This is a genomic window from Terriglobus aquaticus, from assembly GCF_025685415.1.
Taxonomy (GTDB): domain Bacteria; phylum Acidobacteriota; class Terriglobia; order Terriglobales; family Acidobacteriaceae; genus Terriglobus; species Terriglobus aquaticus.
This window is the reverse complement of sequence record NZ_JAGSYB010000001.1, coordinates 3,264,556-3,286,654: the sequence shown is the minus strand read 5'-3', so window position 1 is coordinate 3,286,654 and position 22,099 is coordinate 3,264,556. Positions and strand designations below refer to the sequence as shown.

Here is a 22,099-nt window from a genome sequence, read left to right as displayed (position 1 = left end):
GGCTCAAGACAGACATAACGCGCCATACGTCTTGACAGGACCACAATCAAAGCGAGTCGGGTATTTCATCCAGATCCCCGCGGCTTTGCAACTCTTCCACATCGGCCAGATCACGAAGATGTCCCACCTGTAGCTTGTTTTCGATCAGGTCTGCCTTGCTAATGAATGCGATGTCCACATCCTCCACGCCCACCACCACGCGATTTCGCCAGGCATGTTCGAAGGACATCTCGCCAATCGAGTTCAGCAAGTCGATCTGTTCCGGCCGACTGCCGAAGCGCAGGTTTTCATAGTCGACGAGCAGGTCCGAGGCGTCTCCCGGTAAATCCAAGCCGAGTTGTTGCAACGCAGCGAATGCTCGCTGTGCGTTCTCCAGAGTCGGTCTTATGAAGATGTCGAGGTCCTGCGTGCTTCGTATGTAGCCGTAGGCATTCACTGCAACTCCGCCGACGACCAGGTACTCAACGCTTCCGGAGTTCAGGGCGGCGAACAAAGTAAGCTGCTGCGGGGTCACGGGCGGGCTCCGGGGCGATCACAAAGGCTTGGCGGTTCAGCTCCGTCATCAGCGCGAGCCGTTCCGCGATCGACATGCGACGGGCTTCATCGCGCTGCTCCTGCCGCGCCTGTTCCCAGGACACTTTGCGGGCTATTCCCCACGGGGTTTGCTGCACGGCTGATCCCCTCTCCATGCCTTTCATCATCGCAGAGCCGGGCACACCCGGCTAGAAGAAGCGCAGCACGATGCCCGTGCTCACGTGGAAGTTCGAGTTGGCCTTGTCGCCACCAATCTGGCCGCCAAGCTCCACCACACGCCAGTCCAGGTGCGGCAGAAACGTGAAGTCCACACCGCCGTTCGCCTCGGCCGACAGGTGCTTGGATCCGCCCACTGCTCCGATGTCCGTGCTCGCCACGCCTGCCAGGATTTCCGCGTACGGCTTGATCGGCAGCACCGGCGGCTTGACCGCAGCGCGAAACCCGGCGAGGACGCTGGTCGAGCTGTTGTGATTACTGCCGCTCAACTTTGTGCCGCGCACGTCCGCACCCAGGTGCAGCGGACCGAACTTGTAGAAGTCGTCGTAAATGCCGAACGTGCCGCCGCCATAGAACTTGTCCGGCGTGTCATAGTGCGCTCCGGTGAAGGCGGCGTAGGCGGCAATCTGTGCACGCGCGGCAGCACAGATCGACAACGGAACGGCAAGGGCGAGGGCGAAACGGAAAAACTTCATGCTCCCGTTGACGGTAGAGCGCGCCAGATGTCGCGGCAACCCGCAGGAATCCAGGCAGGTTCGGGCTCGCGGCATTCCCCGACATGTAGCCTGCTTGCTCAACGGCCGGTCCGCTACGCGTCCTGCCGGCGGATATTCGCCACCAGGTACACGACGATGCCGAGGTTTGCGATCAGCATGAAGCCCTTCGCAACGCTGGGATGGTGGAAGAGTTCGAAGACCTCTAGCGGGACCAGCGAGCTCGTGATGAACACGGTGACCCACTCGCCCCATCGCTTCTGCAACCACAGTCCGGTGCCTTCCACCAGGAACAGCCCGGCATACAGGAAGCTCGCAAACCCGAACTCCTTCAATCGCTCCGGCGGCATACCGGCGACCTTGCCGACCGCCAGATCGACATAGTGCCCGTCCGGGTTCAGGCCGAGCGTCGTAATCCAGTCGTAGAGCGTATCGACCGCACCGCCATGCACCAGCTTCAGCACAGAGATGCCGACCGCGATCAGCGCCACAACCTTGATCAGTTTGAAGACCGCAATCAGTCTAAGATTGCGGCGAAACGCATTGTTCTCGGACAAGAAGGCCTCGCCTCACGGATGATCTGTCGCCATCTCGATCTGCCTCCATCATCCGCCATCCAGGCCGCTTACTCTACGTCTTTTCGCGGGCGGGCGCCGTTCCGGTCCGCGTGACACTCGTGCGATCAGCACGGTCGCCGTTCTGCTGGAAGAGATCGCACCATCGGCACCGATCAATGTCCTTACTCTTCCGCAGAACGACGCATGGGCGCTACGGCCCGCTCAGGCCTCTTCCGTCTTCAGCGACGCCATATCGATCACGTACCGGAACCGGACCTCGCGGTCGTTCACCCGCTTGTGCGCGTCGTTGATGTCGTCCATCCCGATCATCTCCACATCCGGCGTAATGCCGTGCTCGGCGCAGAAGTCCAGCACCTCTTGCGTCTCGCGGATGCTGCCGATCAGAGAACCGCCCACCGACTTACGGTGCATCGCCATTTCCATGTTGTTGAACGGCTTCAGCTTGTCCAGCGCGCCCACGATCACCAGCGACGCATCCCGCTTGAGCACCGGGATGAAGGGCTCCAGGTCGGTCGGCTCCGGAATCGTGCTCAGGATGAAGTCGCAGGTGTTCGCCTGGGACTCCATCTGATCCTTGTCCTTGCTGTACACGGCCTGCACCCCCAGCCGCGCGGCCTCACTCAGCTTCTCTTCCGTCTCGGTGAACAGCACCACTTCTGCGCCCATCGCCTTGGCCAGCTTGGCGGCCATGTCGCCCAGCCCGCCAAAGCCGACGATGCCTACCTTCTGCCCCGCCTTCAAGCCCCAGTGCTTCATCGGCGAGTAGGTCGTCACGCCTGCACACAGGATCGGCGCCACCTTCTCCACCGGCAGGTTCGCCGGCACCTTCAGCACAAAATCTTCCGGCACGACGATGTTGATTGAATAGCCGCCAAAGGTGTTGTCGCGGCCGTAGTGATTCTCGCCGTCGGGCGACTTCTTCGACGGCACCATGGGACCGTTGTAGGTCGCCAGCCAGCTATTCGGTCCCTCGCAGTAGTTCTCATCGCCGGTGCGGCACGGCTCGCACGTGCGACAGCTATCGATCATGCAGCCCACGCCCACCACGTCGCCCACCTGGTGCTTCGACACATCGCTGCCCACCTGCGCCACGCGACCGACAATTTCGTGCCCCGGCATGCAGGGATACACGGTGTTGCCCCAGTCATTTTTCACCTGGTGAATGTCGGAATGGCAGACGCCGCAGTAGAGGATGTCAATCAGGACCTCGTTCGGCCTGGGGTCCTCGCGCTCAAATTCATGCCGCTTCAGGCCGGTAAAAGAATGGTTCGCAGCGTAGCCGACAGACTGGATCATCAAGAACTCTCCTGGCCACGGCTCGTTGCATTCCGGCGTGGCGCTCAGCAGTCGGATGCAAAACCCCGTTCGAACGCAGAGCGTTCGTCGCGCTGCGGCAGCGTGTGGCGCGGTCACTTTCACACCATTCAAATCACGTCCTCAGGCCTGCTCGAAATCGATGAACGCTTTGGCCGGGTCGGTGTGAATCAGCCGCACCTGCAACCGGTCGCCTACATCGTGCGGCGTGGAGCTGCGCTGCAGCATGCCTTCCACCGGCGGCGACAGCACGCGAACGAACGTGCCCTTTGGCCCCGCTCCCGTGACCACCGCAGGGAACACCTGGCCGATGCTGCCCTGCAACGCCACTGCCTGCGCCCGCTTAGCCATCGCGCGTTCCACCTTGCGCGCCGCCTTGTCCACCTGATTGCAGTGGTCGGCGATCGCTGCCAACTCGTCGTCCGTGTAAGGCGCAGGCAGACTCTGCAAAGCAGCGTGAACGATGCGCTGCGTCACCAGGTCCGCAAAGCGCCGATTGGGCGCGGTGGAGTGCGAGTAGTCGTGCGCCGCCAGCGCAAAGTGCGACGGCGGATACGGGTCGTCAGCCTTCACCAGCACATATTCGCCTGCGCCCATCAGCTTGATCACGCTCAGCGCCAGGTCCGGGTAGTGGTCCGGATCCTTCGCTCGCTGCTCGGCCAGCGCACGATTCAGGGCAAAGGAGTCGGCCTCTGCAGGCAGGTCGTACCCCAGCGGCTTCAGCAGGTCGGCAATGCGCGCCCAACGCTCCGGCGACCGCACCACGCGCCGAATGCTGGACCGACCCGCCGCGTGCAGAAACGTCGCAGCCGTCTCATTCGCCGCGATCATCAGGTCTTCGATCAGGTCCATCGCCGGATTGTGCAGCGTGGTCTCCAGCGACAGTATCTGCCCGTCCGCGACCACCGGCGTCGCCTCCGCGCGGCGAAAGTCCAGCGCGCCCGCGGCCTGCCGGTGAGCCCGGATGCGCTGCGCGCCTTCCACCTGCAGGCACAACTGCTCTACCATTTCCGGCTGCAGGTTGAGTGCTGTTGAAGGTTGCGCCGCCTTTGCTCCCTGCGTGCAAAGACCGCTGTCCAGCAGCGCGCCGATCTGCCGGTATGTCAACTGCGCCCCATTGCGCACCTGTGCGGCAAACAGCCTGCCCGCGCTCAGCGTTCCGTCCTGCGCGATCACGTACTCCGCCACGAGCGCGTTGCGATCCTCGCCCGGATTGAGCGACGTCAACCCCGTCGACAGCTCCACCGGCAGCATGGGGAAGTTGCGGGCCGCGGTGTACACCGTCTGCGTCTGCCGCGCGGCAAAGTGGTCCAGCGGCGAGTCCTTCGCGATCGTCGCTGCAACATCCGCGATGGCGACCCGCATGCGGATCGCTCCGACGTCCGTCCGCTCCGCCCACTCAATCTGGTCCAGGTCGCGCGACGTGTCGTTATCGATGGACGACCACGACAACGAACGAAGATCGATTGCGCCCGGAACCACGGGCTGCGGCGAAGACACGATCTGCCGAAGCTGCTGATCGCTGCCCGGTACCGATGTCAGATCGAAGTCCTCCCGGGCCATCTCGGCAGTGGCGGCGGCGCTGAAGTCGAAGTGCGGAGTTGCGGCGGGTGAGTGAGAAGGTGGCGGCGTAGACATGCGCGATTGAGACTACGCCCTGCACGACAACCTGCAAAGAATGCCAACGAAGCAGAACCACGTGGTTCCCATCAGCGCCGCGTGCCTCCCGGCTGGAACCGTCGCTGGAGGAAGCTCTCTCTACAATCAGAACCGCGAGGTGAATGGATGCGGATCCTGGTGGTTGGTGCGGGGGCGGTGGGCGGATACTATGGCGGTCGTTTGGCGCAGGCGGGACGTGATGTCACCTTTCTCCTGCGCGATCGCCGGGCGGCGCAGATTCGCGAACGCGGCCTCAACCTGATCAGTCCGCGCGGCGACGTGACGCTCCATCCTGCCATCGTCTCCGCAGAGCAGCTTCGCTCCGCGGCACAGCCGTACGACCTGATCCTGCTGAGCACCAAGAGCTACGCGCTGGACGCGGCCATGGACGACTTTGCTCCTGCGGTCGGGTCGAACACCTTGGTCCTGCCGCTGCTCAACGGCATGCAGCACCTGGACACGCTGGACGCGCGCTTCGGTCGCGAGCATGTGCTGGGCGGCACCGTCCGCATCATGGCAGAGGTCTTGCCCAACGGTGACGTGTGGCAGCACAACCCGCTGGACCAGCTCACCTTTGGCTTTCGCCCTGCGACTGTCGACAACGCCGCCCGCGCCGCGCAGATACTCGAGCAGCTCACCGTCCACGGCTTCTCCACCACGAACTCGCCCGACGTGGTCGCCGACATGTGGCAGAAGTGGTGGCTGCTGGCCGCCATCGGCACCGCCTGCGTCCTGTCCGACGCTTCGCTGGGCGAGGCGCGTCGCACTGTTGGTGGTGAGGAGTTCAACCGCGCTGTTCTGGACGAGTGCATGGCCGTGGCCACCGCCAACGGCCACGCTCCGCGCGCGGAACTGATCGAAGAAATGCGCACCCGCTTCGCCGATCCCGACTCAACCGTGACCAGCAGTATGTACCGCGATATGAAGGCCGGCGGCGAAGTGGAAGCCGACCAGATCCTGGGCGACCTTATCCGCCGCGCGAACGGCGTGCCTACGCCGCTGCTGCGCGCCGCCTTTGTGCGACTGCAGATCTATCAGTCCAGACGTATCGCGACTGCCTGAAGCGCGACGCAACCGCCTGAGCGCCACCTCGTTACACAAGTGTCATCCTGAGCGAAGCGAAGGACCTGCTTTTCTTCCGTAGCAGCACTAACCACAGCGCAGCCGCTCTACAACGCCTGCGCCGCCGCGAACGCGCTCGCCCACGCCCACTGAAAGTTGTGGCCACCCAGGTGCCCGGTCACGTCCACCACTTCCCCGATGAACGCCAGCCCCGGCACGCTCTTCGCCTGCAGCGTTGCGCTGTCCAGGTCTGCCGTCGACACGCCGCCGCGCGTCACCTCGGCCTTGCTGAAGCCCTCGTCGCCCGCAATCGGCAGCGTCCACGCGTGCAGCGTCGCTTCCATCTGCTCCAGCGAGCGATTCTTCCAGTCCGGCGGAGCATTCGCCTGCAGCCAGCGGTCGCTCAGCCGCTGCGACACGTGCGCCCGCAGCAGCGCCGACGTCGTCGGCTCATCACGCCGCGCTCCCGGCTGCAGCAGCGGTCCAAACACGTTCTTGCCCGGCGCCAGGTCCAACCGCAACAAATCGCCCGGCGCACGGTACGACGACGCCTGCAGCACCGCCGGGCCCGACACGCCGCGATGCGTGAACAGGAGCTTCTCGCGAAAGACCGGCGGAGCCACACGACGCTTCGCCGCGGGCACGATCGTCGCCGTCACCTCGGCCGACACACCGCTGATCGCCGCCCAGTGCTCCAGCACCGGCTCGGGCAGCGTCAGCGGCACCAGCGCCGCGCGTGGCTCCACGATGCCGAGACCGAAGCCGCGGGCAATGTCGTACCCGATGCCGGTCGCTCCCATTTTCGGAATTGACAGCCCGCCCGTCGCCACCACCACGGTCCGCGTCTCCACCGCCCCGCTCGCGGTGTACACGGTGAATCCATCCGCATCGCGCTCCACGCGCTCCACCGCCGAGCGCAGCCGCGTCTCCACGCCGGCATCGCGGCACTCCGCCTCCAGCATGGTCACGATCGCCTGCGCCGAGCCGTCGCAGAACAACTGCCCCAGCGTCTTGTGGTGGTACGGGATGCGGTGCATCTCCACCAACGCGACGAAGTCTTTCGGCGTGTAGCGCGCCAGCGCCGACTTCGCAAAGTGCGGGTTCTCTGACAGGAAGTTCGCCGGTGTGCAGTGCAGGTTGGTGAAGTTGCAGCGGCCGCCGCCACTAATCAGAATCTTTTTGCCCGCGCGCTCCGCGTGGTCCAGCAGCAAGACGCTACGGCCACGCTTGCCCGCCTCCGCCGCGCACATCAGCCCGGCCGCGCCCGCACCCAGCACGACAACATCCCAACGCCGCTGTGGATTCCCCTGCGTCACTCCTTCGTATTCTATGAAGGCAATGGCAGAAGCACCCACAACCCGCCCCGGCTACGTGAACCCACAGCGGCAAAAGGTGCTGCGGCGCGTCCCCTGGGTCGACGGCGGCATGGACGGCCAGTACGTCTACATCCTGCGCTGCATCCGCGCCGGCTGCGGCTACGAATACGGCGAAGAAGGCATCCGCGTCCACCAGCGCCGCTGCCCACGATGCGACGACGGCGCCCCCGGCCTGCCAATCCCGGCCGAAGCTCCCACGCTCTTCACTTGACGTGGGCATGTGAGGCTAGCTTCCGCTAAGGGCGTTTCTCGTTGCCGATCGTCAGTCAGACCAGAGACTCGGCAGGTCAGCCATTCAGTTCAGATATTTCATATACGGTCACTTTCGAGCCCGCCTCTACCGAAACAAGGAAGTCCTTCCCGTTCAGCGAAGCAAGCGTCAGGTAGGGCGACGTGCGAGTCAGGTCCAGTTCACCTACTTCAAGGTGGGTCTTTGCTGAAAAGACGATTGCTGTGGTTCGCGTTTGTACCCACCAGCCCAGAAGATCATCATGTCCCTCGGTCCGTATTCCCAATCCAAACCGATCATCCGGTGTGAAGCGAACCGGCTGGGGGCAGTATTCGGCCTTCGCGTCTTTACACATAAAGCCAGCTGCAGCCGGAATAGCTGCTGCTCGCTTCAGATATTCCTCAAGAGACACCGTCCCCAGATCTCGTCTACAGGCGTCAGGCGTCTTAGCTACGGCCTGCTCTGCCGTATGATCACGCTTCGCCATCGCGTATATGCATTTCTGTCCCACGTCGAGGGACGGCACGGCGAGCTGGACGAACTCTCCTTGGGGAGTGTCTCCAAACACACTGCTGCCCACCAGGATTCGTCCTTCTTTATCCATCTTGACTGATTGGAATTCCAGTAAGTCAAGTTCCTTTGTCTCGGCCCTTTTTACAGGCTTGAACGTCGTGAGATCGACAACGGTGATAATGCTGTTCGTCCGAGATTTGCCTACAGCCTTCCCGTATACCCGCTTGAGCCAAAATGCACTCCCAACACAAACAACGTTCATCCCATCAGGACTGATGTAGAGCTTCACATCTGTTTGCTCGAGATCATGCTGGTCATGGGAAGAAAAGTAATCGGCTAATTGCAGGTGGTCGATCACCGGTCGCCCTGTGTCCCAGCCCTGTACCCGATACAGTTCCCATACTCCCGTTCGTCGGGAAGAAAAAATCAGCAGGTCACCTGTCTGCGTCAGGGCCAAGGCCTGCTGTCCAAAAAGCCCATGCATATCCCCAAGAGTCCACGCAGGCTGCTTCTGAGCAAATGAAAATTGCTGGAGCTGGCGCAATTGAGCCAAAGCGCTAAGTGGAAGCGAACACAAAATCAGACACACGACAGCTCGGATCGACGTTTTTGAATGCGCAAGAATATACATGGGTCAGCCTGATACCGAACGTGACCCATTCTTCCATACAGCTCCTCAAAGACCAGCGAGATTAGTACCGATATGTCGGCTTCAAGTCACCACCACGCCAGCTTGGTCTCACAGACTCGCCGGACCGTCTAAGCTGTGGGAGTGACGATGCGATCGGGTTCTCTGCTTGCCCTGGCCGGTGTGCTTTCAGCGTGTGTGTTGACTGGGTGCAACCCCCTGCCCGCACGGGCGGCCGCGCCTACCTATGGCTACCAGGTGGTGCAGCGCTTTCCGCACTCTACCCAGAGCTACACCGAAGGCTTCTTCTTCCTGGACGGTCTGTTCTACGAAGGCACCGGCATGGAAGGCCAGTCGGCCCTGATGGCCATTGCTCCCTCGACCGGTCAGCCCATTCAGAAGCGCGACCTCCCTCAGCAGTACTTCGGCGAAGGCATTGTCGACTGGGGCGCCAATATCTACGAGTGGACCTGGAAGTCGCACGTCTGCTTTGTCTATGACCGCTTCTCCTTCCGCCCGGTCAAGCAGTTCACCTACACCGGCGAAGGCTGGGGCATGACGCACGACAAAGCCAGCATCATCACCAGCGACGGCACGAGCACCCTGCGCTTCCGCAATCCCGCCACGTTTGCGGAGACGCGCCACATCGTCGCGCACGACGGCCCCAAAAAGATCGAGATGCTCAACGAACTGGAGTTCGTGAAAGGCGAGATCTACGCTAACGTGTGGCACGACGATCGCATCGCCCGCATCTCGCCCAAAGACGGTGCGGTGCTTGGCTGGATCGACCTGCACGGCATTCTTCCGGACTCACAGCGCGTCAACGCCGAGTCGGTGCTCAACGGCATCGCCTACGACGCCCAGCATGACCGCCTCTTCGTCACCGGGAAGCAGTGGCCCGCTATCTTCGAGATCAAGCTCGTTCCCAAGAAGTAGGTCGACGCAGCCGCGCTGAGAAAGAACCGAACGCACAGCGCCTGTCGGGCAGCCCCCGCGCACCTACTTGGTCGTCAGCAGCGAGAGCATCCGTTCCAGGCCGGCCCTGCTTGCAGGGTCGCGCCCCTTTTCCTGATACATGCGCTGATCCGCGATGCGGCACAGCTCATCCGGATCGGTGCTGTCCATCGGGTACATGGCTGAACCGATGCTGGCCGAAGCCTCAAGCGTGTGCGTCCCGGCGCGCGACCAGATCTTCACTGGCCGGTTCACGGCAGTGCGAATCGTCTGCTCAATGCTCAACGCCTGCTGCACCATGCGGCTGTGGCTGTCACCGTCCAACGTCTGTTCCGCCGATACCTGCAGATCAGAACGGCTTGCGACTTTGGGCGACGAGCTTGGCCGGCCATCTTTCGCTGCCGTCGCCGGATTGGCCGCCCGGCGCTCGCCGCTGTCGCGCAGGCGAGCCCAACGCCCTTCCTTCCGCGCGGGGTTTCCTACCTGTACATCGGTGGCCAGCAGCACAAATTCGTCACCACCCATCCGGGCCAGCGTGTCGGTCCGGCGCACCACCTGCTGCAGGCTCTCCGCCACCTTGCACAGCAGGGTGTCTCCCACGTCGTGACCCAGGGTGTCGTTCACTTCCTTGAAGTTGTTCAGGTCCATGTAGAACAGGATCAGCGCCGTTCCATCGCGTTCTGCACGCGCGATCGCGCTGCCCAGGCGATCCTCAAACAGGCGACGATTGGGCAAACCGGTCAACTGGTCGTGCAGCGCCAGCCATTCGTTGCTTTCCACCTGCCGTTCGAACAGGATCAGCAGCAGACCCACCGTGATCAGGAACTTCTGCATGTTCCAGACTTCGCTCGCCAGCGCGACCCATTGCGGATGCATACTTGCAATCCACGGATGCGTCGCGAAGCAACCGCCCCACACCACGAACCCCACCACAACCGCAACTCTGCCGCTGCTGGAGCGGGGCAGGCTCCACCCGAAGGTGACTGCCGTGGCCAGATATACCCCGGCCAGCAGCAGATAGGTGACAATCCGCGGCGAATGCGTGAAGGCGGCATACGTTGCGGGTGCCCACACCGCGATCAGCCCCACTAGGTAGCGGCGGGGGCGGCGCAACGCGATGGTGCTGGCAGCGGTCAGAACGACGCCGGCCACGGTGGTCGCCTCGTACACGAGGCGGCTGTTCACATCGCACCCATACACGGTCGCGAGCACCACGCCAGGCGCCGTCAACAGCACGAAATACAGGTGCGCGCGCGGCAGCCGTTGCAGGCCACGCACCGACGAGCGCAGAAACAACATCCCTGCCAACAGGTAGGCGTCCAGCGCGATCGCATGCAGCGCCCGGTGCGGTCCCGTCGGCAAGTGCATGCCGTACAGGATGCGCGCCACGCTCTCCAGCAGGATCAGCAGCAGCGCCGACATCCATAGCCGGATGTCGTGCTGCGGGTAGCGCCGCCGCACCAGCCACAGCACGGACAGGAGCACCGCCATGGCAAACAGGTCGGGCAGCAACAGGCTGTTCATGCTTCCGTACCGCAGAGAGAAAGTGGCATGCTCGGACGACCTCAACGACCCGCATCCAGAAAATCGAACAAACCGTACAGGTTAGAAAGGGATGGCAGCATTGTAAGCCAACTCCTTGCGTAATATGGCGTTGCTCACCGCGATCCGCCTGGTCTGCTGGTATGGAAAGCGACAGGTCTGTACACTGCCATAGGCGGCAAGCGCCTGAACCGGAAGGCACGGGCGGAACACCGGAGCGTACCCCACTGTTCCTTGTCCCGAACCGGACAGGCGCATCGGACGTACCAGGGCCGCAACATTTCGAGCATCAGACCCTCAGGAGAGAACACACATGGCAACCGTGGACGAGAAGGTAAAGAGCATCATCGTGGAACAACTGCAGGTGGACGAGGCCGAGGTCACCCCGGGCGCGTCGTTCCAGGAAGACCTGGGCGCCGATTCGCTGGACGTGGTCGAGCTGGTCATGCAGTTTGAAGAAGCCTTCGACATCCAGATCCCCGACGAAGACGCCGAGAAGATCAAGACGGTGAAAGACGCGACCGACTACATCGAATCGCACACCAAGGCGAAGTAACGGTGCCTGAGGGCGCAACGGTGAGGGAAGGCACTTCCGTGGCGGAAAGTTCGACAGCAGCACAGCAACACGAGACGGCGAATGGGCGCTTCATCCCCGCTCGCCGGGTGGTGGTTACCGGCATCGGCCTCATTTGCGGTATCGGCAACACTGCAAACGAGGTGTGGGACAGCCTGGTGGCGGGCCGCAGCGGTATGGCCGAGATCACGGCCTATCCGCTGGAAGGCCACTCGGTCCGCTTCGCCGCCGAAGTGAAGAACTTCGATCCGCACCAGTTCATCGACAAAAAAGAGGCCCGCAAGATGGGCCGCTTTATTCACTTCGCCCTGGCCGCCAGCGCCGAGGCAATGCAGCACTCCGGCCTGCAGGTGACCGAAGAGAACGCCGAGCGCATCGGCGTTCACATCGGTTCCGGCATCGGCGGGTTCGATGTGATCGAACGCGAGCACACCAACCTGATGAACGGTGGCCCCCGCAAGGTGTCGCCCTTCTTCATCCCGGCCACAATCGTGAACCTGGCCGCCGGGCATGTGTCCATTCGGTACGGCGCCAAGGGACCGAACGAGGCTGCCGCCACCGCCTGCACCACCGGCGCGCACAGCATCGGCGATGCCTTCCGCATCATTCAGCGCGGCGATGCCGACGCCATGATCGCGGGCGGCACGGAAGCCGCCATTACGCCGCTCAGCGTGGCCGGCTTTGCCAACATGAAAGCCCTCTCCACTCGCAACGACGACCCGACGCGCGCCTCCCGTCCCTGGGACAAGGATCGCGATGGGTTCGTGGTCGGTGAAGGCGCCGGCATCCTCATCCTGGAAGAGCTGGAGTTCGCCAAGGCCCGCGGCGCAAAGATCCTGGGTGAGGTGGTCGGCTACGGCATGAGCGCCGACGCCTTCCACATGACCGGCATGGCGCCGGAAGGCGAAGGCTGCAAGCGCGCCGTTCTGGCCGCCCTGAAATCTGCAAACCTGCAGCCAGACGTGATCACTTACGTAAATGCCCATGCCACCAGCACCCCGCTGGGCGATGCCATGGAATCCAAAGGCCTGGAGCACGTGTTTGGTGAGCGCGCCCTGAACCATGAACTTCTGGTCAGTTCGACCAAGTCCATGACCGGCCACCTGCTCGGCGGCGCGGGCGGCCTGGAAGCCGGCATCACGCTGATGGCCATGCAGAAGGGCATCGTCCCGCCGACCACCAACCTGGACAACGTGGATCCGGAGTGCCGGCTGAACTACGTCCCGAACAAGCCGGTGGAGGCGTCAATGCCCTACGCTCTGTCGAACTCCTTCGGCTTCGGTGGCACCAACGGCTCGCTCATCTTCAAGCGCTGGGACGAGTAACGTCTCCGCGCGAAGCGCACGAAAGGCGCGGCCACGGCCGCGCCTCTTCCTTTGCGCAACAGTCCAGAGCCTAGCTACGGTCGTAAAACGCCGGCGGCTCGAAGCCCAACGCTCGCAGGTACACATACCCCTGCCCGCGATGATGGATTTCGTTGTCGACCGTGTACTGAATGGCCTCCATGCCAGTCACCTCGTACTGCTCGTAGATCTTGATCTTCTCGTGGAAGCGCTCGGGTGCAATAGCCGGCACAATCGCATCGATCTTGGCCGTATGCTCGTCCCACAGCCGCAGCAGCCCGGCCTTGTCGGTCGGCTTCTCGGCGATTGGGTCGCCCCACGTGCCGGTCGCTACCTGGTTCGCCACCGGCAGAGCCATGCCCAGGAACTCGTGAACCATTGCGCCAAACGTGCGCATACCGCCAAGGGTGAACGTGAACATCTGATCCTCCGGAAAAGCCTCGATTACCTTGCGAGTCAACCTGCGATGCCCCTGCCAGTGCTCCAGAACCTGCGCCTGGGTGCATGGACAATCGCCCGTCTTCCTGTCCCCTGCCATCTCCGCCTGTGCCATCTCCACTTCTCCTTCGCCCTGCCTGGGCTCGAGATTCAACCTACAAACCATTGCCGACAGCCTGTGTCGTAGATTGAAGAAAGAATCAGGCCCATGTACGACCCGATCATGCGCGTCTTCACCACGCTGGAAATCCTGCAGGCGCGCGATCGCGTGACCGGCGCAGAACTTGCGGAGCGGCTTGAAGTCGACCTCCGAACGGTGCAGCGCTACATCGTCCGGCTCAAGGATCTCGGCATCCCGGTGGACTCCACCGCCGGCGTGGGCGGCGCCTACCGCCTGCGGCCCGGCTATCGCCTGCCACCGCTCGTGCTTACCAACGAAGAGGCCTTTGCCCTGTCGCTCGGCTTGCAGGCGCTAAAGGAGATCGGCTTGGCCGCATTTGCGCCAGCGACCGAGGGCGCACGCGCCAAGCTGGCCCGCGTTCTGCCGCAAGCGCTGCGAGAAAGCATGGACGCCGTCGCGGAGGTCGTCGCCATCGAGCCCGGACCGTGGGTGGTCCCCACCTCCGTCGAAAGCCTCACGCGCGCGGCCACTGCCATCCGGGCCTGTCGCCGCGTTCGCTTCGACTATCGCTCGCACGCCGATGTCGCCTCACGCCGCGAGATGGAACCCTACGCCCTCTTGCACACCGACGATCGCTGGTACCTGATGGGTCGCGACCTGCACCGCGCGGCGCTCCGCACCTTTCGCCTGGACCGCGTGGAGCACCTGGAACTCTGCAGCCCCACCTTCCAGAGGCCGGCAGACTTCGACGCCCGGCGCTACTTCGCCGAACGCATGCCATTCTTCCAGTCCACCTACCAGATCGACGTTTGGATCGACATGCCGATCGAAGAGGTGAGGGGCAGCTTTCCGGCGGGCCGCATCGCCATCGAGCCGGACAACGGAGGCACTCGCCTGCGTTGCAGCCGCGACAGACTGGAGATGTTCGCCGCCATGCTGCTCAGCACCGGCCGCCGCATTGTGATCCACTCACCCGACGCCCTGCGTGACACCTTCCGCGACCTCGCACGTGGCGCACTCGAGGCCGCAGGCGACGCGAAGGCCTAAGCCCACCTATGCGTAACGGCGACGTTCCGTAAGCATCTGACTCACGCCGCCAAAAGTCAGCATTTTTGCAGGCTTTGACCCCTATAATCCGGGGCAAGTCAGCACGCGCCCAACCACGTCGCCAAATCTGCTGCCAGGGTCACCTCGCCATGGGAACACCACCGTTCGGACCCTTCGCCCAGCAGCCCGCGGCAGCGCCGGCGTGGGTGCCCTATCTCAACCTGGTGCACGGCGTGCGCATGGACTACCCGAACACCTGGATGACCCAGGAGCAGGCCACGCCCTTCACCTTCGTCGCCTGGTTCGGCTCGCCGCAGCAGGGTCCGCAGGATCCGTTCCAGGAGAACCTGACGGTCACCGTGCAGCCGGTGTTTGCCGGCACCACGCTGGACGGCATCGTGCAGACCTGGCAGACCATGGCCATGCAGGCGCGGATCCAGGTGGCGGAGTCTGGTCCCTCGACCCTCGCCGGCCAGCAGGCCTTTCGCGCTCTGTGCCAGACGCCGCCCCAGCCACCCGCCGGGCAGCCCAACCGGGTTCTGCTGTTTGCCTTTCTGCTGGGTAACCGCGCCTGCACCGTGGCGTACACCGGTCAGTCCAGCCACTTCGATCAGTTCCTGCCCACCGTGCAGCAGATGCTTGCTACCCTGCAGGTCCACTAGACTTAGCCGCACCCGAGGAGATCTATGAGCCAGCAGGATGTGTGGAACGTGGTCGGACGCGCGAAGCTGGATCGCGACTTCGCCAACCGCCTCTTCCAGGACCCCGATGGAACGCTGAAGTCCGAGGGTGTCCATCTGTCGCCAGAAGAACTGCAAGCCGCGCTCGCCGGCCAGTCGCCGCCGCTCATGGGCTCGCCCTGGCCGCAGTCCGCCGCGCAGCCTCCGCAGGACCCTGCCCTTCAAGGACTCCTACAGCAGGAGATGGCCAAGCAGTATCGTGCCCAGGCGGAGCGCAACATGGAGCTTGGCATGTTCACGGTCCAGACCCTGAAAGACACCATGAAGCACGCCACCAGCACCTACAAAAAGATCAACATCATGAACCAGGCCATGTTTTGGCTGGGCATGTCTTTGTTCGTCTTTGCGGTCGGCTATGCCGTCTACTCGCACAAGCTGGACTACAGCCTGGTATTTGCCGGGCTTGGCACTCTCAGCTTCATTGCGACCTTTATCACGGGGCCGCTCGGCAAAACCCAGGGCGCACTTTCAGATCTGATTTCGGCCGAGATCGCCTTCATGTCCTACTTCGAGCAGATCTTCCTTATCGAGGGCCTGGCTCGCATCCCATGTCCGGACAATCCCATGCAGCCCGATCCCGCGCGTGTGGAGCGCGCCAGCGAACTGATGCAGCTGCGCTCCGCCGAAACGGCAGAACTGCTGCATCGTTACCTGACCCGGACCGACAAAGATGCGGCGGACGACACGGGCAAGACAGCCAGCACCAGCAAGACCACCGCAGATGCTACAGGAGCCCTCCTCAGCCGAACCTGAGCAGCCCAGCCGCTGTCGTGTGGTCCGGCGGGAAGCAGCTTAGCTCTTCACCACCGCCTTGACCGTGGGCGTTCCGTCGATCACCTGGCCCAGCTCCGTTTGCTGTGCCGTGGCGCGAAGCAGGGCCTGGATGATCTGCTGATCCACCTCGGACGCGTGCTCGATCTCCACCGGATACAGCACGGCAAATTGCGGAGCGTCGGTCAGTTGCAGGCGCGACTCGATCTCCGGCGCCTGGATGGCCGTGTCCAGCCACGTCTCCACACTGCGGTGCTGCGCCTCCAGCTTGGCCTTGTACGTCTCGAACACGCCCTGCACGATGCCCTGCACCTGCTTCAGCGCGGCCTCGTATCCTTCCACCGGCTTGAACTTCAGCGTCAACTCGTGCCAGGCGTACTCCGTTCCCGGAATCTGTTTGTATAGCGGCGTTCCCGTCTGGAACAGCACGGAGTTGGCAAACACCGCCACGCGCCCCGTGGTGTGCAGCTCGGTCCCGGTGCCCGTCAGCTCCAGCATGTAGAAGCGCACCAGGCCAACCTCCACCACCTCGCCGGTCACGCCCGCCACCGTGATGCGATCGCCCACACGCACGCCGTAGCGACCCACGATGAAGAAGTACGCCGCCACCGACAACAGGATGGTCTGCAGACCCACCGCAATGCCCGCGCTGATGAAGCCCGCAAACGTGGCCAGCGAACTGAACTGCGTCACAAAGCCGAAGATGAGCACAAGTCCCGTGAGGAAGCCAATCACGATCCTTCGGATCAGCAGAATTTGTCGCCGACGTCGCGTGTCCTGCACATAGCGCGTGGTCGCGCGGCGCCACAGTTCTCCGAAGGCGAAGATCACGCCCAGCGCCAGCGCAATCAGCACCACGCGCACCAGCAGCGCATGCAGCACCGTGCTCTCGGTCGACGCCACGGACGCCCGCCAACTGCCGTAGGTGGCCTGCGCCTGCTCCAGCAGCAATACCTCCTGGCTCAGCGGCACCGCCACGTCACTCAGCGTGGTGAATGCGTCGGCCAGGGCGTCGTAGGTCTTGCGTTTGCTCGCGAGGTCCGCCGTGGATGCGCCCGTGTCGGCCGCGATGCGCTGGCTCTCGGCCATGGTCGCCTTCAACACATCCAGCAGCGGCTTGCGCAGATCGTCGGCCTGGTCGTGCAGCATCTGCAGCGTCTTCACGCGCTCATCAATGGCCCGCTCCGTGCTCAGCAGTTGAAAGAGCACCGTGCCCTGCGTCGTCACACCGGCATCGCGAATGGACGCGATGCTTTCCACCGTTGCCGGGACCGTCTTCTGCGAAGAGTTCACCAGCTCCGGCACAGACTTCTGCAGTTGGTCGATGTTGCCCTGCAATCCGCCCTGGTTCGCCGTGGAAGTGAGCGCCACCTTTTGCAGGGCGCCGACCACCGCGCTCAGCAGCTTGATCTGGCCCTCCAGGTCACCCTGCTGGTCCAGCAGGGTGCCGCGTTGCGCGGCACGCGCGTGCGCAATCTGCTGCGTCAGTGAGGCATCCTGTGTCTGCAGATCGGAAAGCCGTTGCGCGTTGTTGCGCAGCACCTCGGCGATCTTGTTTGCCTCCTGCGGAGGCGGGCTGCTGGTGTCGCCGGGCGAAGCCTTCGGGTTAGGAATGCGCGCCAGGAACGCGGCTTGGCTACGGGCAGCCTTGAAGGCAGTCTGGCCGATCTGCATTGCCTCGGCCTGCGTCTGCTGTGCGTAGAGTACGTCGCTGGGCTCGCCCAGCTTCTGGATCGGCACCGCCGTCATGCGGTAGTAGCGAACGATCTCGCTCAGGTGCGACAGGATCGCCCGCGACTGCGCAGGGATGTCGATGCCCTGGATCAAACCCGGCGGGAACGGTGCGGGTAGCGCCGCGATTTTGCTCGCAGTCTGTGGCGAGGGAGCAGTGGGCTGGCCGGGCTGCGCCCCGTTGGCCGCAGGTGTCGCGGCAGCAGCAGTTGCGGCCGTGGCGGCAGTGACCGCCGCCGTGCTCGCTGACACCGGAGCCGCAGGGGCCGCTGCGCCACCCGTGCTTGCCGGGGAGGGGCTCTGCGCCCAAGAGACAGAAAGAAACAACGACACGCAAAACGCGCCATAGCGGAGAAAGTTCGGCGCCCGGAAACCAGTCATCGCTCGTTAGATGAGCTTGGGCGCGCATCGTTCTGCCCCGCACGGAACAAGGCGCGATGTTACGGCCTCCCCTGTCGGCAGAGATGCACATCGCACACGCACGCGATTACCTGCCAGTCGGTCTCAGTCGCGTGGGTTGCAATCGACTCCACGCAAAGCAAACGCACCGGAGACTCCGGTGCGCTGCTTGCTCCTTGAATGATCCGTGGAACGGAACGTATCCGCCGTTACCAGTCCAGCTTGTCCGGGAAGAACTCCGCGAACAGGTCGTCATAGTACGGCTTCAGTTCCTTCATGTCGGGCTTGGTGTGACCCTTGGAGTACAGGTCATACGGGTTGAACTTCAACACCGCCGGCAGCATGGCGCGGTCCTGATCGTTCAACAGGTGCTCGTACGCTCCGTGCCGGTGCCACGCGTAGAACGAGTGGTAGCGCAGCATGTACAGCGCTTCCATCGGCAGGTGGTTCTTCATCACCTCGTAGATGTAGCCGTCATGGCCGAAGCTCATGTGCACCTTGTCGAGGCCGCAACCGGGCTCATAGATGCCGTACTTGGTCGAGTACACCGGGTGGTTGTAATCCGGGTTCGCCTTGAAGTACTCGGGGAAGACGATCTTGTCGGAGTACGCGCAGCCGGTCGGGAAGGTGTCGCCCACCACGCCCCACTGCGGCTCGCCGTACAGGCACAGGCACTTGCCCAGGTCGTGCACAAAGCCGGTCGCCACCATCCAGCGCGGGTGGCCGTCGCGGCGGATCGCCTCGCTGGTTTGCAGCAGGTGCTCCATCTGCGTCAGGTCGGTGTCCGGATCGCTGTCGTCGACGAGCGTGTTCAGGAACTCCGCTGCTTCCCAGATCGACTTCTTGCCGCGCGTCAGGCCGAAGTATTCCTTCTCCTTGCCGAGGACGTACTCGTGCGACTGGAACTGGTGGTTCAGGCGGTAGAACTCCGCCACGCCGGGGTTCGCTTCGGCGTCGTAGTTGCGGAACTCTTCTTCCGTCTTGCCTTCCTTGTAGCGGCCCTGCAGAAACTCTTCCCAGTCGTCCTCGACCGGCAACAGGTTCTTGTTCTCTACCGCCGTCGCTTCCATGTCTACCACTGCTGTCGCCATCGCCCGCTCCTGTTCTGTCACGCAAGCCGCGCCAGGCATGCTGCCCTGGGCGCGGCCGGAAATGTGCGCTCCCAGGTCGCAATTCCCTTTACGTTAGCGCTAACGATACGCACACGGAACAACGATTGGCAAGAGCTTTCCGTGCAACTTTCAGACCACACGCAAACCGCCTTCCAGACAAGCCGTCGCTCACTTCCGACCTCTCCGCGAGCGCACAAGTCACACATTCCGCACGGTCGGCGTCGTATGCTCAAAACGGGTGCAATGCGCCCAAGGAGTTGCATGCCCACGCTCGAGACAAACCAGCTGCTCAGCACCGCGGTGGACGCCGCCGACAGCCGCAAAGCCGAGGAAATCCGCATCCTCGCCCTGGACCCCTCGGAAAGCGCGCTGACCGACTACTTTCTCATCTGCAACGGCACCAACGAGCGCCAGAACGCCGCGATTGCCGACGAGATCGAAGGCCGGCTGAAGCGCGAGTACGGCATCTACCCCAACTCGGTCGAAGGCCGCCGCCAGGGCGAGTGGATTCTGATGGACTACGTCGATTTTGTAGTCCACATCTTCATGCCCGAAAAGCGCGAGTACTACGGCCTGGAACGTCTGCGCAAAACGGCCACCCGCGTCAGCATCGACGACCTGAACGCCGACATCACCAAGGCACTGGCCGACGCCCGCAAGAAGAAGCCGGTGGCCGCCGCACCCGCAGAGGACGCCGACAGCGAAGACAGCACCACCAAACGCGGCGGCAAGACCGGCCGCAAGACCTCGGCCCGCGTCTCAAAGGCCCTGGCCGGCACGGTCGAGATTGCCGACGAAGAGGAGAAGCCCAAAAAGGCGAAGGCGGGCGTGAAGAAAGCGGCCGCAAAGAAAGCAGCTGCCAAGAAAACCCCGGCCAAGCGCAGCGTCACCCCGCAGCCCGCGGGGAAGAAAGGTGCCAGGAAGGCACCTTCGGCCAAGAAGTAGCGTCCGAACAAACCGTAACAATGAAGCCGGCGGAGACGCCGGCTTTCCCTTGTGCCGTCCGCCTTCCGAACGCGGTCCCTACCCTCAGGGGAACTGGAATGAGGTCCAACCCGCCGTCCAGCCACACTGCCAGTGTTCCGGTTGCCCATCCGAACCGTCGTAGCCCTGCGGCAGCGCCGGAGTTCCCGCGGACTCAGCTGGGAATGCCATGGGAAGCGGGAATGGCGCGGGAGCGTAGGGCGGCGCAAAAGGCGATTCCGGCGGCAGGTAGTCGCTATGGTCGACCTTCCAGTCGTCGGGCAGACGCCAACCCGGCCCGATGTTATTGGGCGAGGGATAGGCAGTTGGTCCCTCGCGCCCCAGCGCCGCATGCCAGTACGGGTGCCCCCGCGCAAAAATACCGCTGATTGGGTTCCCCAGCGGATACGCGAGCCGCAACACTTTGTCCTGCTTCGATCCCAGCACCGTCACTTGGCCGATGCGCTTGGCGGTTTTCGCGAACTCGCCGGTCAGGCAATCATCGTCGACCGCGGGCGCCATCAAGATGAGTCGCCGGACGTCGAACGCCGAGGATAGCTCCTGGATCGTTCGCAGGGCAACGCGAGCACCTAGGCTGTGCGACACGAAGGAGATGCTTCGAACCTGCTGAAAATTCAGGTTCAGGTACCGGCCGAACGCCTGGCCCGAGCGCATTGCGGCCTTGGCCGCGAAGGCGTATTCCAGAGCGCCTAGCCAGGCGGAATCGCCCGGCCATAGGCCGCCTACCAGCAGAGCGTTCGCGCCCAACGTCATCAGCCGCTGCCATTGCTGAAAGTGATCCACCGCCCCTGCCTGGTGCACGTTGAACCCGTGCAGCGCAATCAGGACGTCGCGGCCGCGAACCTCTTCCAGCAGCTCCCGGCCGTCGACAAAGGTGAGATAGCCGTCCGTGACCTGCACCGGGCCAACGTCACCGCCGATCCGGCTAGTTCTGCAACTCAGAAACCACATGGCTAACTCTTCCAGACCTGAACGGCCTTGGCGCCGGCCTGGATCGCGCTTGCCACGTCCTTGGCGACCGGAGCCAGCGGCGTCGCAATGAGCCCGATCAACAGGGCGCGTCCATACTCCTGCGCTCCGCGCTCTCCCAGGCAGTATGCTCCGGCCGCCGCCAGCACGACGGAGAGTGCTGCCGCCAGCACTTTGGCAGCGTTGCGATACTGCTGGTCGGCACGCTGGTACGCCTGCTCCAGCAACGTCGTCACGATCAGATCGAAGCGCGCGTAAACGTCGGTTTCTTCGGGTAACAGCGCCGCACCCCTGGCAATCTTTCCGAACACACTCGCCAGCACCGTTGCATCTACCCCGGTGAGCGCCGCCAGGGAAGCCACCGCAGACGGCCTGACTGCAAGCTTCACCAGGCTTTTCGCAATGGCGATCTGGTCGTCCTTGGTCACGCCGTTCACCCAATTCGACTTGAGCGAGACCAGCACAGACCGAAGCGAAAGCGCCGGAGCCAGCGGAGGCTCGCCCGTGCTCGCGGCGGCCGCCGCTTCGGGCGTGGCTTCTGGAATGAGCGTCGCCATCACCTTGGCGATCACGCCAAATCCAACGTTGGACACGCCAAACGCGATGGATTTGGTCGCGTCCACCAAGCCATACGCGGCTGTACCCAGACCGCCGATCGCGGCAGTAATGGCGCCAATGTGATTCAGCAGGTAATCCGCAGTCGCAGCAGCAGCCTGAGCCATACGTGCGTCTCCCAGTGTCGCGAGTCCCGATGCGTAACATGGAACGCCG

22 protein-coding genes are annotated in these 22,099 nt (G+C 63.3%); 9 read left to right on the top strand and 13 right to left on the bottom strand.

What is annotated here, in order from left to right; genetic code table 11:
* Window positions 1–46: 46 nt before the first annotated feature.
* The 5 genes from OHL12_RS13645 to OHL12_RS13625 all read right to left on the bottom strand — a co-directional run bounded on the left by OHL12_RS13645 (window position 47) and on the right by OHL12_RS13625 (window position 4,774).
* On the bottom strand, window positions 47–514 hold the full coding sequence (locus OHL12_RS13645; protein WP_263414366.1) for a DUF6036 family nucleotidyltransferase: 468 nt from the start codon (window positions 512–514) through the stop codon (window positions 47–49).
* A gap of 208 nt (window positions 515–722) precedes the next feature.
* A complete protein-coding gene (locus OHL12_RS13640; RefSeq protein WP_263414365.1) occupies window positions 723–1,226 on the bottom strand; it encodes a hypothetical protein in 504 nt (167 codons plus the stop codon).
* A gap of 113 nt (window positions 1,227–1,339) precedes the next feature.
* Window positions 1,340–1,801, bottom strand: coding sequence for a DUF2127 domain-containing protein (locus tag OHL12_RS13635; RefSeq protein ID WP_263414364.1), 462 nt, complete (start codon window positions 1,799–1,801; stop codon window positions 1,340–1,342).
* Window positions 1,802–2,023: 222 nt separating this feature from the next.
* Window positions 2,024–3,118: an NAD(P)-dependent alcohol dehydrogenase gene (locus OHL12_RS13630; protein WP_263414363.1), complete on the bottom strand. Its 1,095-nt coding sequence runs from the start codon at window positions 3,116–3,118 to the stop codon at window positions 2,024–2,026.
* Window positions 3,119–3,259: 141 nt separating this feature from the next.
* The gene (locus OHL12_RS13625; protein ID WP_263414362.1) at window positions 3,260–4,774 is read right to left on the bottom strand and encodes an RNB domain-containing ribonuclease; all 1,515 of its coding nucleotides are present in this window, start codon (window positions 4,772–4,774) and stop codon (window positions 3,260–3,262) included.
* 147 nt (window positions 4,775–4,921) lie between these two features.
* Here OHL12_RS13625 and OHL12_RS13620 point away from each other — a divergent pair, with 147 nt between their 5' ends.
* Window positions 4,922–5,857 carry a ketopantoate reductase family protein gene (locus OHL12_RS13620; RefSeq protein WP_263414361.1) on the top strand — a complete coding sequence of 312 codons (936 nt, stop codon included), beginning with the start codon at window positions 4,922–4,924 and terminating at the stop codon, window positions 5,855–5,857.
* A 107-nt stretch (window positions 5,858–5,964) separates the two neighbouring features.
* On the opposite strand, the gene OHL12_RS13615 is transcribed toward OHL12_RS13620, so the two are convergent.
* A complete protein-coding gene (locus OHL12_RS13615) occupies window positions 5,965–7,173 on the bottom strand; it encodes a BaiN/RdsA family NAD(P)/FAD-dependent oxidoreductase (protein WP_263414360.1) in 1,209 nt (402 codons plus the stop codon).
* Between the two features lie 22 nt (window positions 7,174–7,195).
* Here OHL12_RS13615 and OHL12_RS13610 point away from each other — a divergent pair, with 22 nt between their 5' ends.
* A complete protein-coding gene (locus OHL12_RS13610; protein ID WP_263414359.1) occupies window positions 7,196–7,444 on the top strand; it encodes a hypothetical protein in 249 nt (82 codons plus the stop codon).
* A 76-nt stretch (window positions 7,445–7,520) separates the two neighbouring features.
* Here the strand turns inward: OHL12_RS13610 and OHL12_RS13605 are convergent, their stop codons facing one another.
* A complete protein-coding gene (locus OHL12_RS13605; protein ID WP_263414358.1) occupies window positions 7,521–8,606 on the bottom strand; it encodes a hypothetical protein in 1,086 nt (361 codons plus the stop codon).
* 147 nt (window positions 8,607–8,753) lie between these two features.
* Here OHL12_RS13605 and OHL12_RS13600 point away from each other — a divergent pair, with 147 nt between their 5' ends.
* A complete protein-coding gene (locus OHL12_RS13600; protein ID WP_263414357.1) occupies window positions 8,754–9,539 on the top strand; it encodes a glutaminyl-peptide cyclotransferase in 786 nt (261 codons plus the stop codon).
* A gap of 63 nt (window positions 9,540–9,602) precedes the next feature.
* Here OHL12_RS13600 and OHL12_RS13595 read toward each other — a convergent pair whose 3' ends face one another.
* The gene (locus OHL12_RS13595) at window positions 9,603–11,081 is read right to left on the bottom strand and encodes a GGDEF domain-containing protein (protein WP_263414356.1); all 1,479 of its coding nucleotides are present in this window, start codon (window positions 11,079–11,081) and stop codon (window positions 9,603–9,605) included.
* 331 nt (window positions 11,082–11,412) lie between these two features.
* On the opposite strand from OHL12_RS13595, the gene OHL12_RS13590 reads away from it, so the two are divergent.
* Together OHL12_RS13590 and fabF are read left to right on the top strand one after the other, a co-directional pair.
* Window positions 11,413–11,655 (top strand): acyl carrier protein, encoded by a 243-nt coding sequence (locus OHL12_RS13590; RefSeq protein WP_263414355.1) that lies wholly within the window; start codon window positions 11,413–11,415, stop codon window positions 11,653–11,655.
* A 92-nt stretch (window positions 11,656–11,747) separates the two neighbouring features.
* A complete protein-coding gene (fabF, locus tag OHL12_RS13585; RefSeq protein WP_263415137.1) occupies window positions 11,748–12,998 on the top strand; it encodes a beta-ketoacyl-ACP synthase II in 1,251 nt (416 codons plus the stop codon).
* Between the two features lie 70 nt (window positions 12,999–13,068).
* Here fabF and OHL12_RS13580 read toward each other — a convergent pair whose 3' ends face one another.
* Entirely contained in the window at window positions 13,069–13,569 is a 501-nt protein-coding gene (locus OHL12_RS13580; protein ID WP_263414354.1) for a DinB family protein, read from the bottom strand.
* Between the two features lie 93 nt (window positions 13,570–13,662).
* Here OHL12_RS13580 and OHL12_RS13575 point away from each other — a divergent pair, with 93 nt between their 5' ends.
* The 3 genes from OHL12_RS13575 to OHL12_RS13565 all read left to right on the top strand — a co-directional run bounded on the left by OHL12_RS13575 (window position 13,663) and on the right by OHL12_RS13565 (window position 16,115).
* Complete coding sequence (locus OHL12_RS13575) at window positions 13,663–14,622, top strand: helix-turn-helix transcriptional regulator (RefSeq protein ID WP_263414353.1); 960 nt, start codon at window positions 13,663–13,665, stop codon at window positions 14,620–14,622.
* A 149-nt stretch (window positions 14,623–14,771) separates the two neighbouring features.
* Window positions 14,772–15,284 (top strand): hypothetical protein, encoded by a 513-nt coding sequence (locus tag OHL12_RS13570; RefSeq protein ID WP_263414352.1) that lies wholly within the window; start codon window positions 14,772–14,774, stop codon window positions 15,282–15,284.
* Window positions 15,285–15,308: 24 nt separating this feature from the next.
* On the top strand, window positions 15,309–16,115 hold the full coding sequence (locus tag OHL12_RS13565) for an Os1348 family NHLP clan protein (RefSeq protein WP_263414351.1): 807 nt from the start codon (window positions 15,309–15,311) through the stop codon (window positions 16,113–16,115).
* A gap of 39 nt (window positions 16,116–16,154) precedes the next feature.
* Here OHL12_RS13565 and OHL12_RS13560 read toward each other — a convergent pair whose 3' ends face one another.
* Entirely contained in the window at window positions 16,155–18,116 is a 1,962-nt protein-coding gene (locus OHL12_RS13560) for a mechanosensitive ion channel family protein (RefSeq protein ID WP_263414350.1), read from the bottom strand.
* Between the two features lie 356 nt (window positions 18,117–18,472).
* On the bottom strand, window positions 18,473–19,333 hold the full coding sequence (locus tag OHL12_RS13555) for an inositol oxygenase (RefSeq protein ID WP_263415136.1): 861 nt from the start codon (window positions 19,331–19,333) through the stop codon (window positions 18,473–18,475).
* A 303-nt stretch (window positions 19,334–19,636) separates the two neighbouring features.
* Between OHL12_RS13555 and rsfS the strand changes: the two genes are divergently transcribed.
* Entirely contained in the window at window positions 19,637–20,320 is a 684-nt protein-coding gene (rsfS, locus tag OHL12_RS13550) for a ribosome silencing factor (protein WP_263414349.1), read from the top strand.
* Between the two features lie 84 nt (window positions 20,321–20,404).
* Here the strand turns inward: rsfS and OHL12_RS13545 are convergent, their stop codons facing one another.
* Both OHL12_RS13545 and OHL12_RS13540 read right to left on the bottom strand, forming a co-directional pair.
* Window positions 20,405–21,310, bottom strand: coding sequence for an alpha/beta hydrolase (locus OHL12_RS13545; protein WP_263414348.1), 906 nt, complete (start codon window positions 21,308–21,310; stop codon window positions 20,405–20,407).
* A gap of 2 nt (window positions 21,311–21,312) precedes the next feature.
* On the bottom strand, window positions 21,313–22,050 hold the full coding sequence (locus OHL12_RS13540) for a hypothetical protein (RefSeq protein ID WP_263414347.1): 738 nt from the start codon (window positions 22,048–22,050) through the stop codon (window positions 21,313–21,315).
* Between the last annotated feature and the right edge of the window lie 49 nt (window positions 22,051–22,099).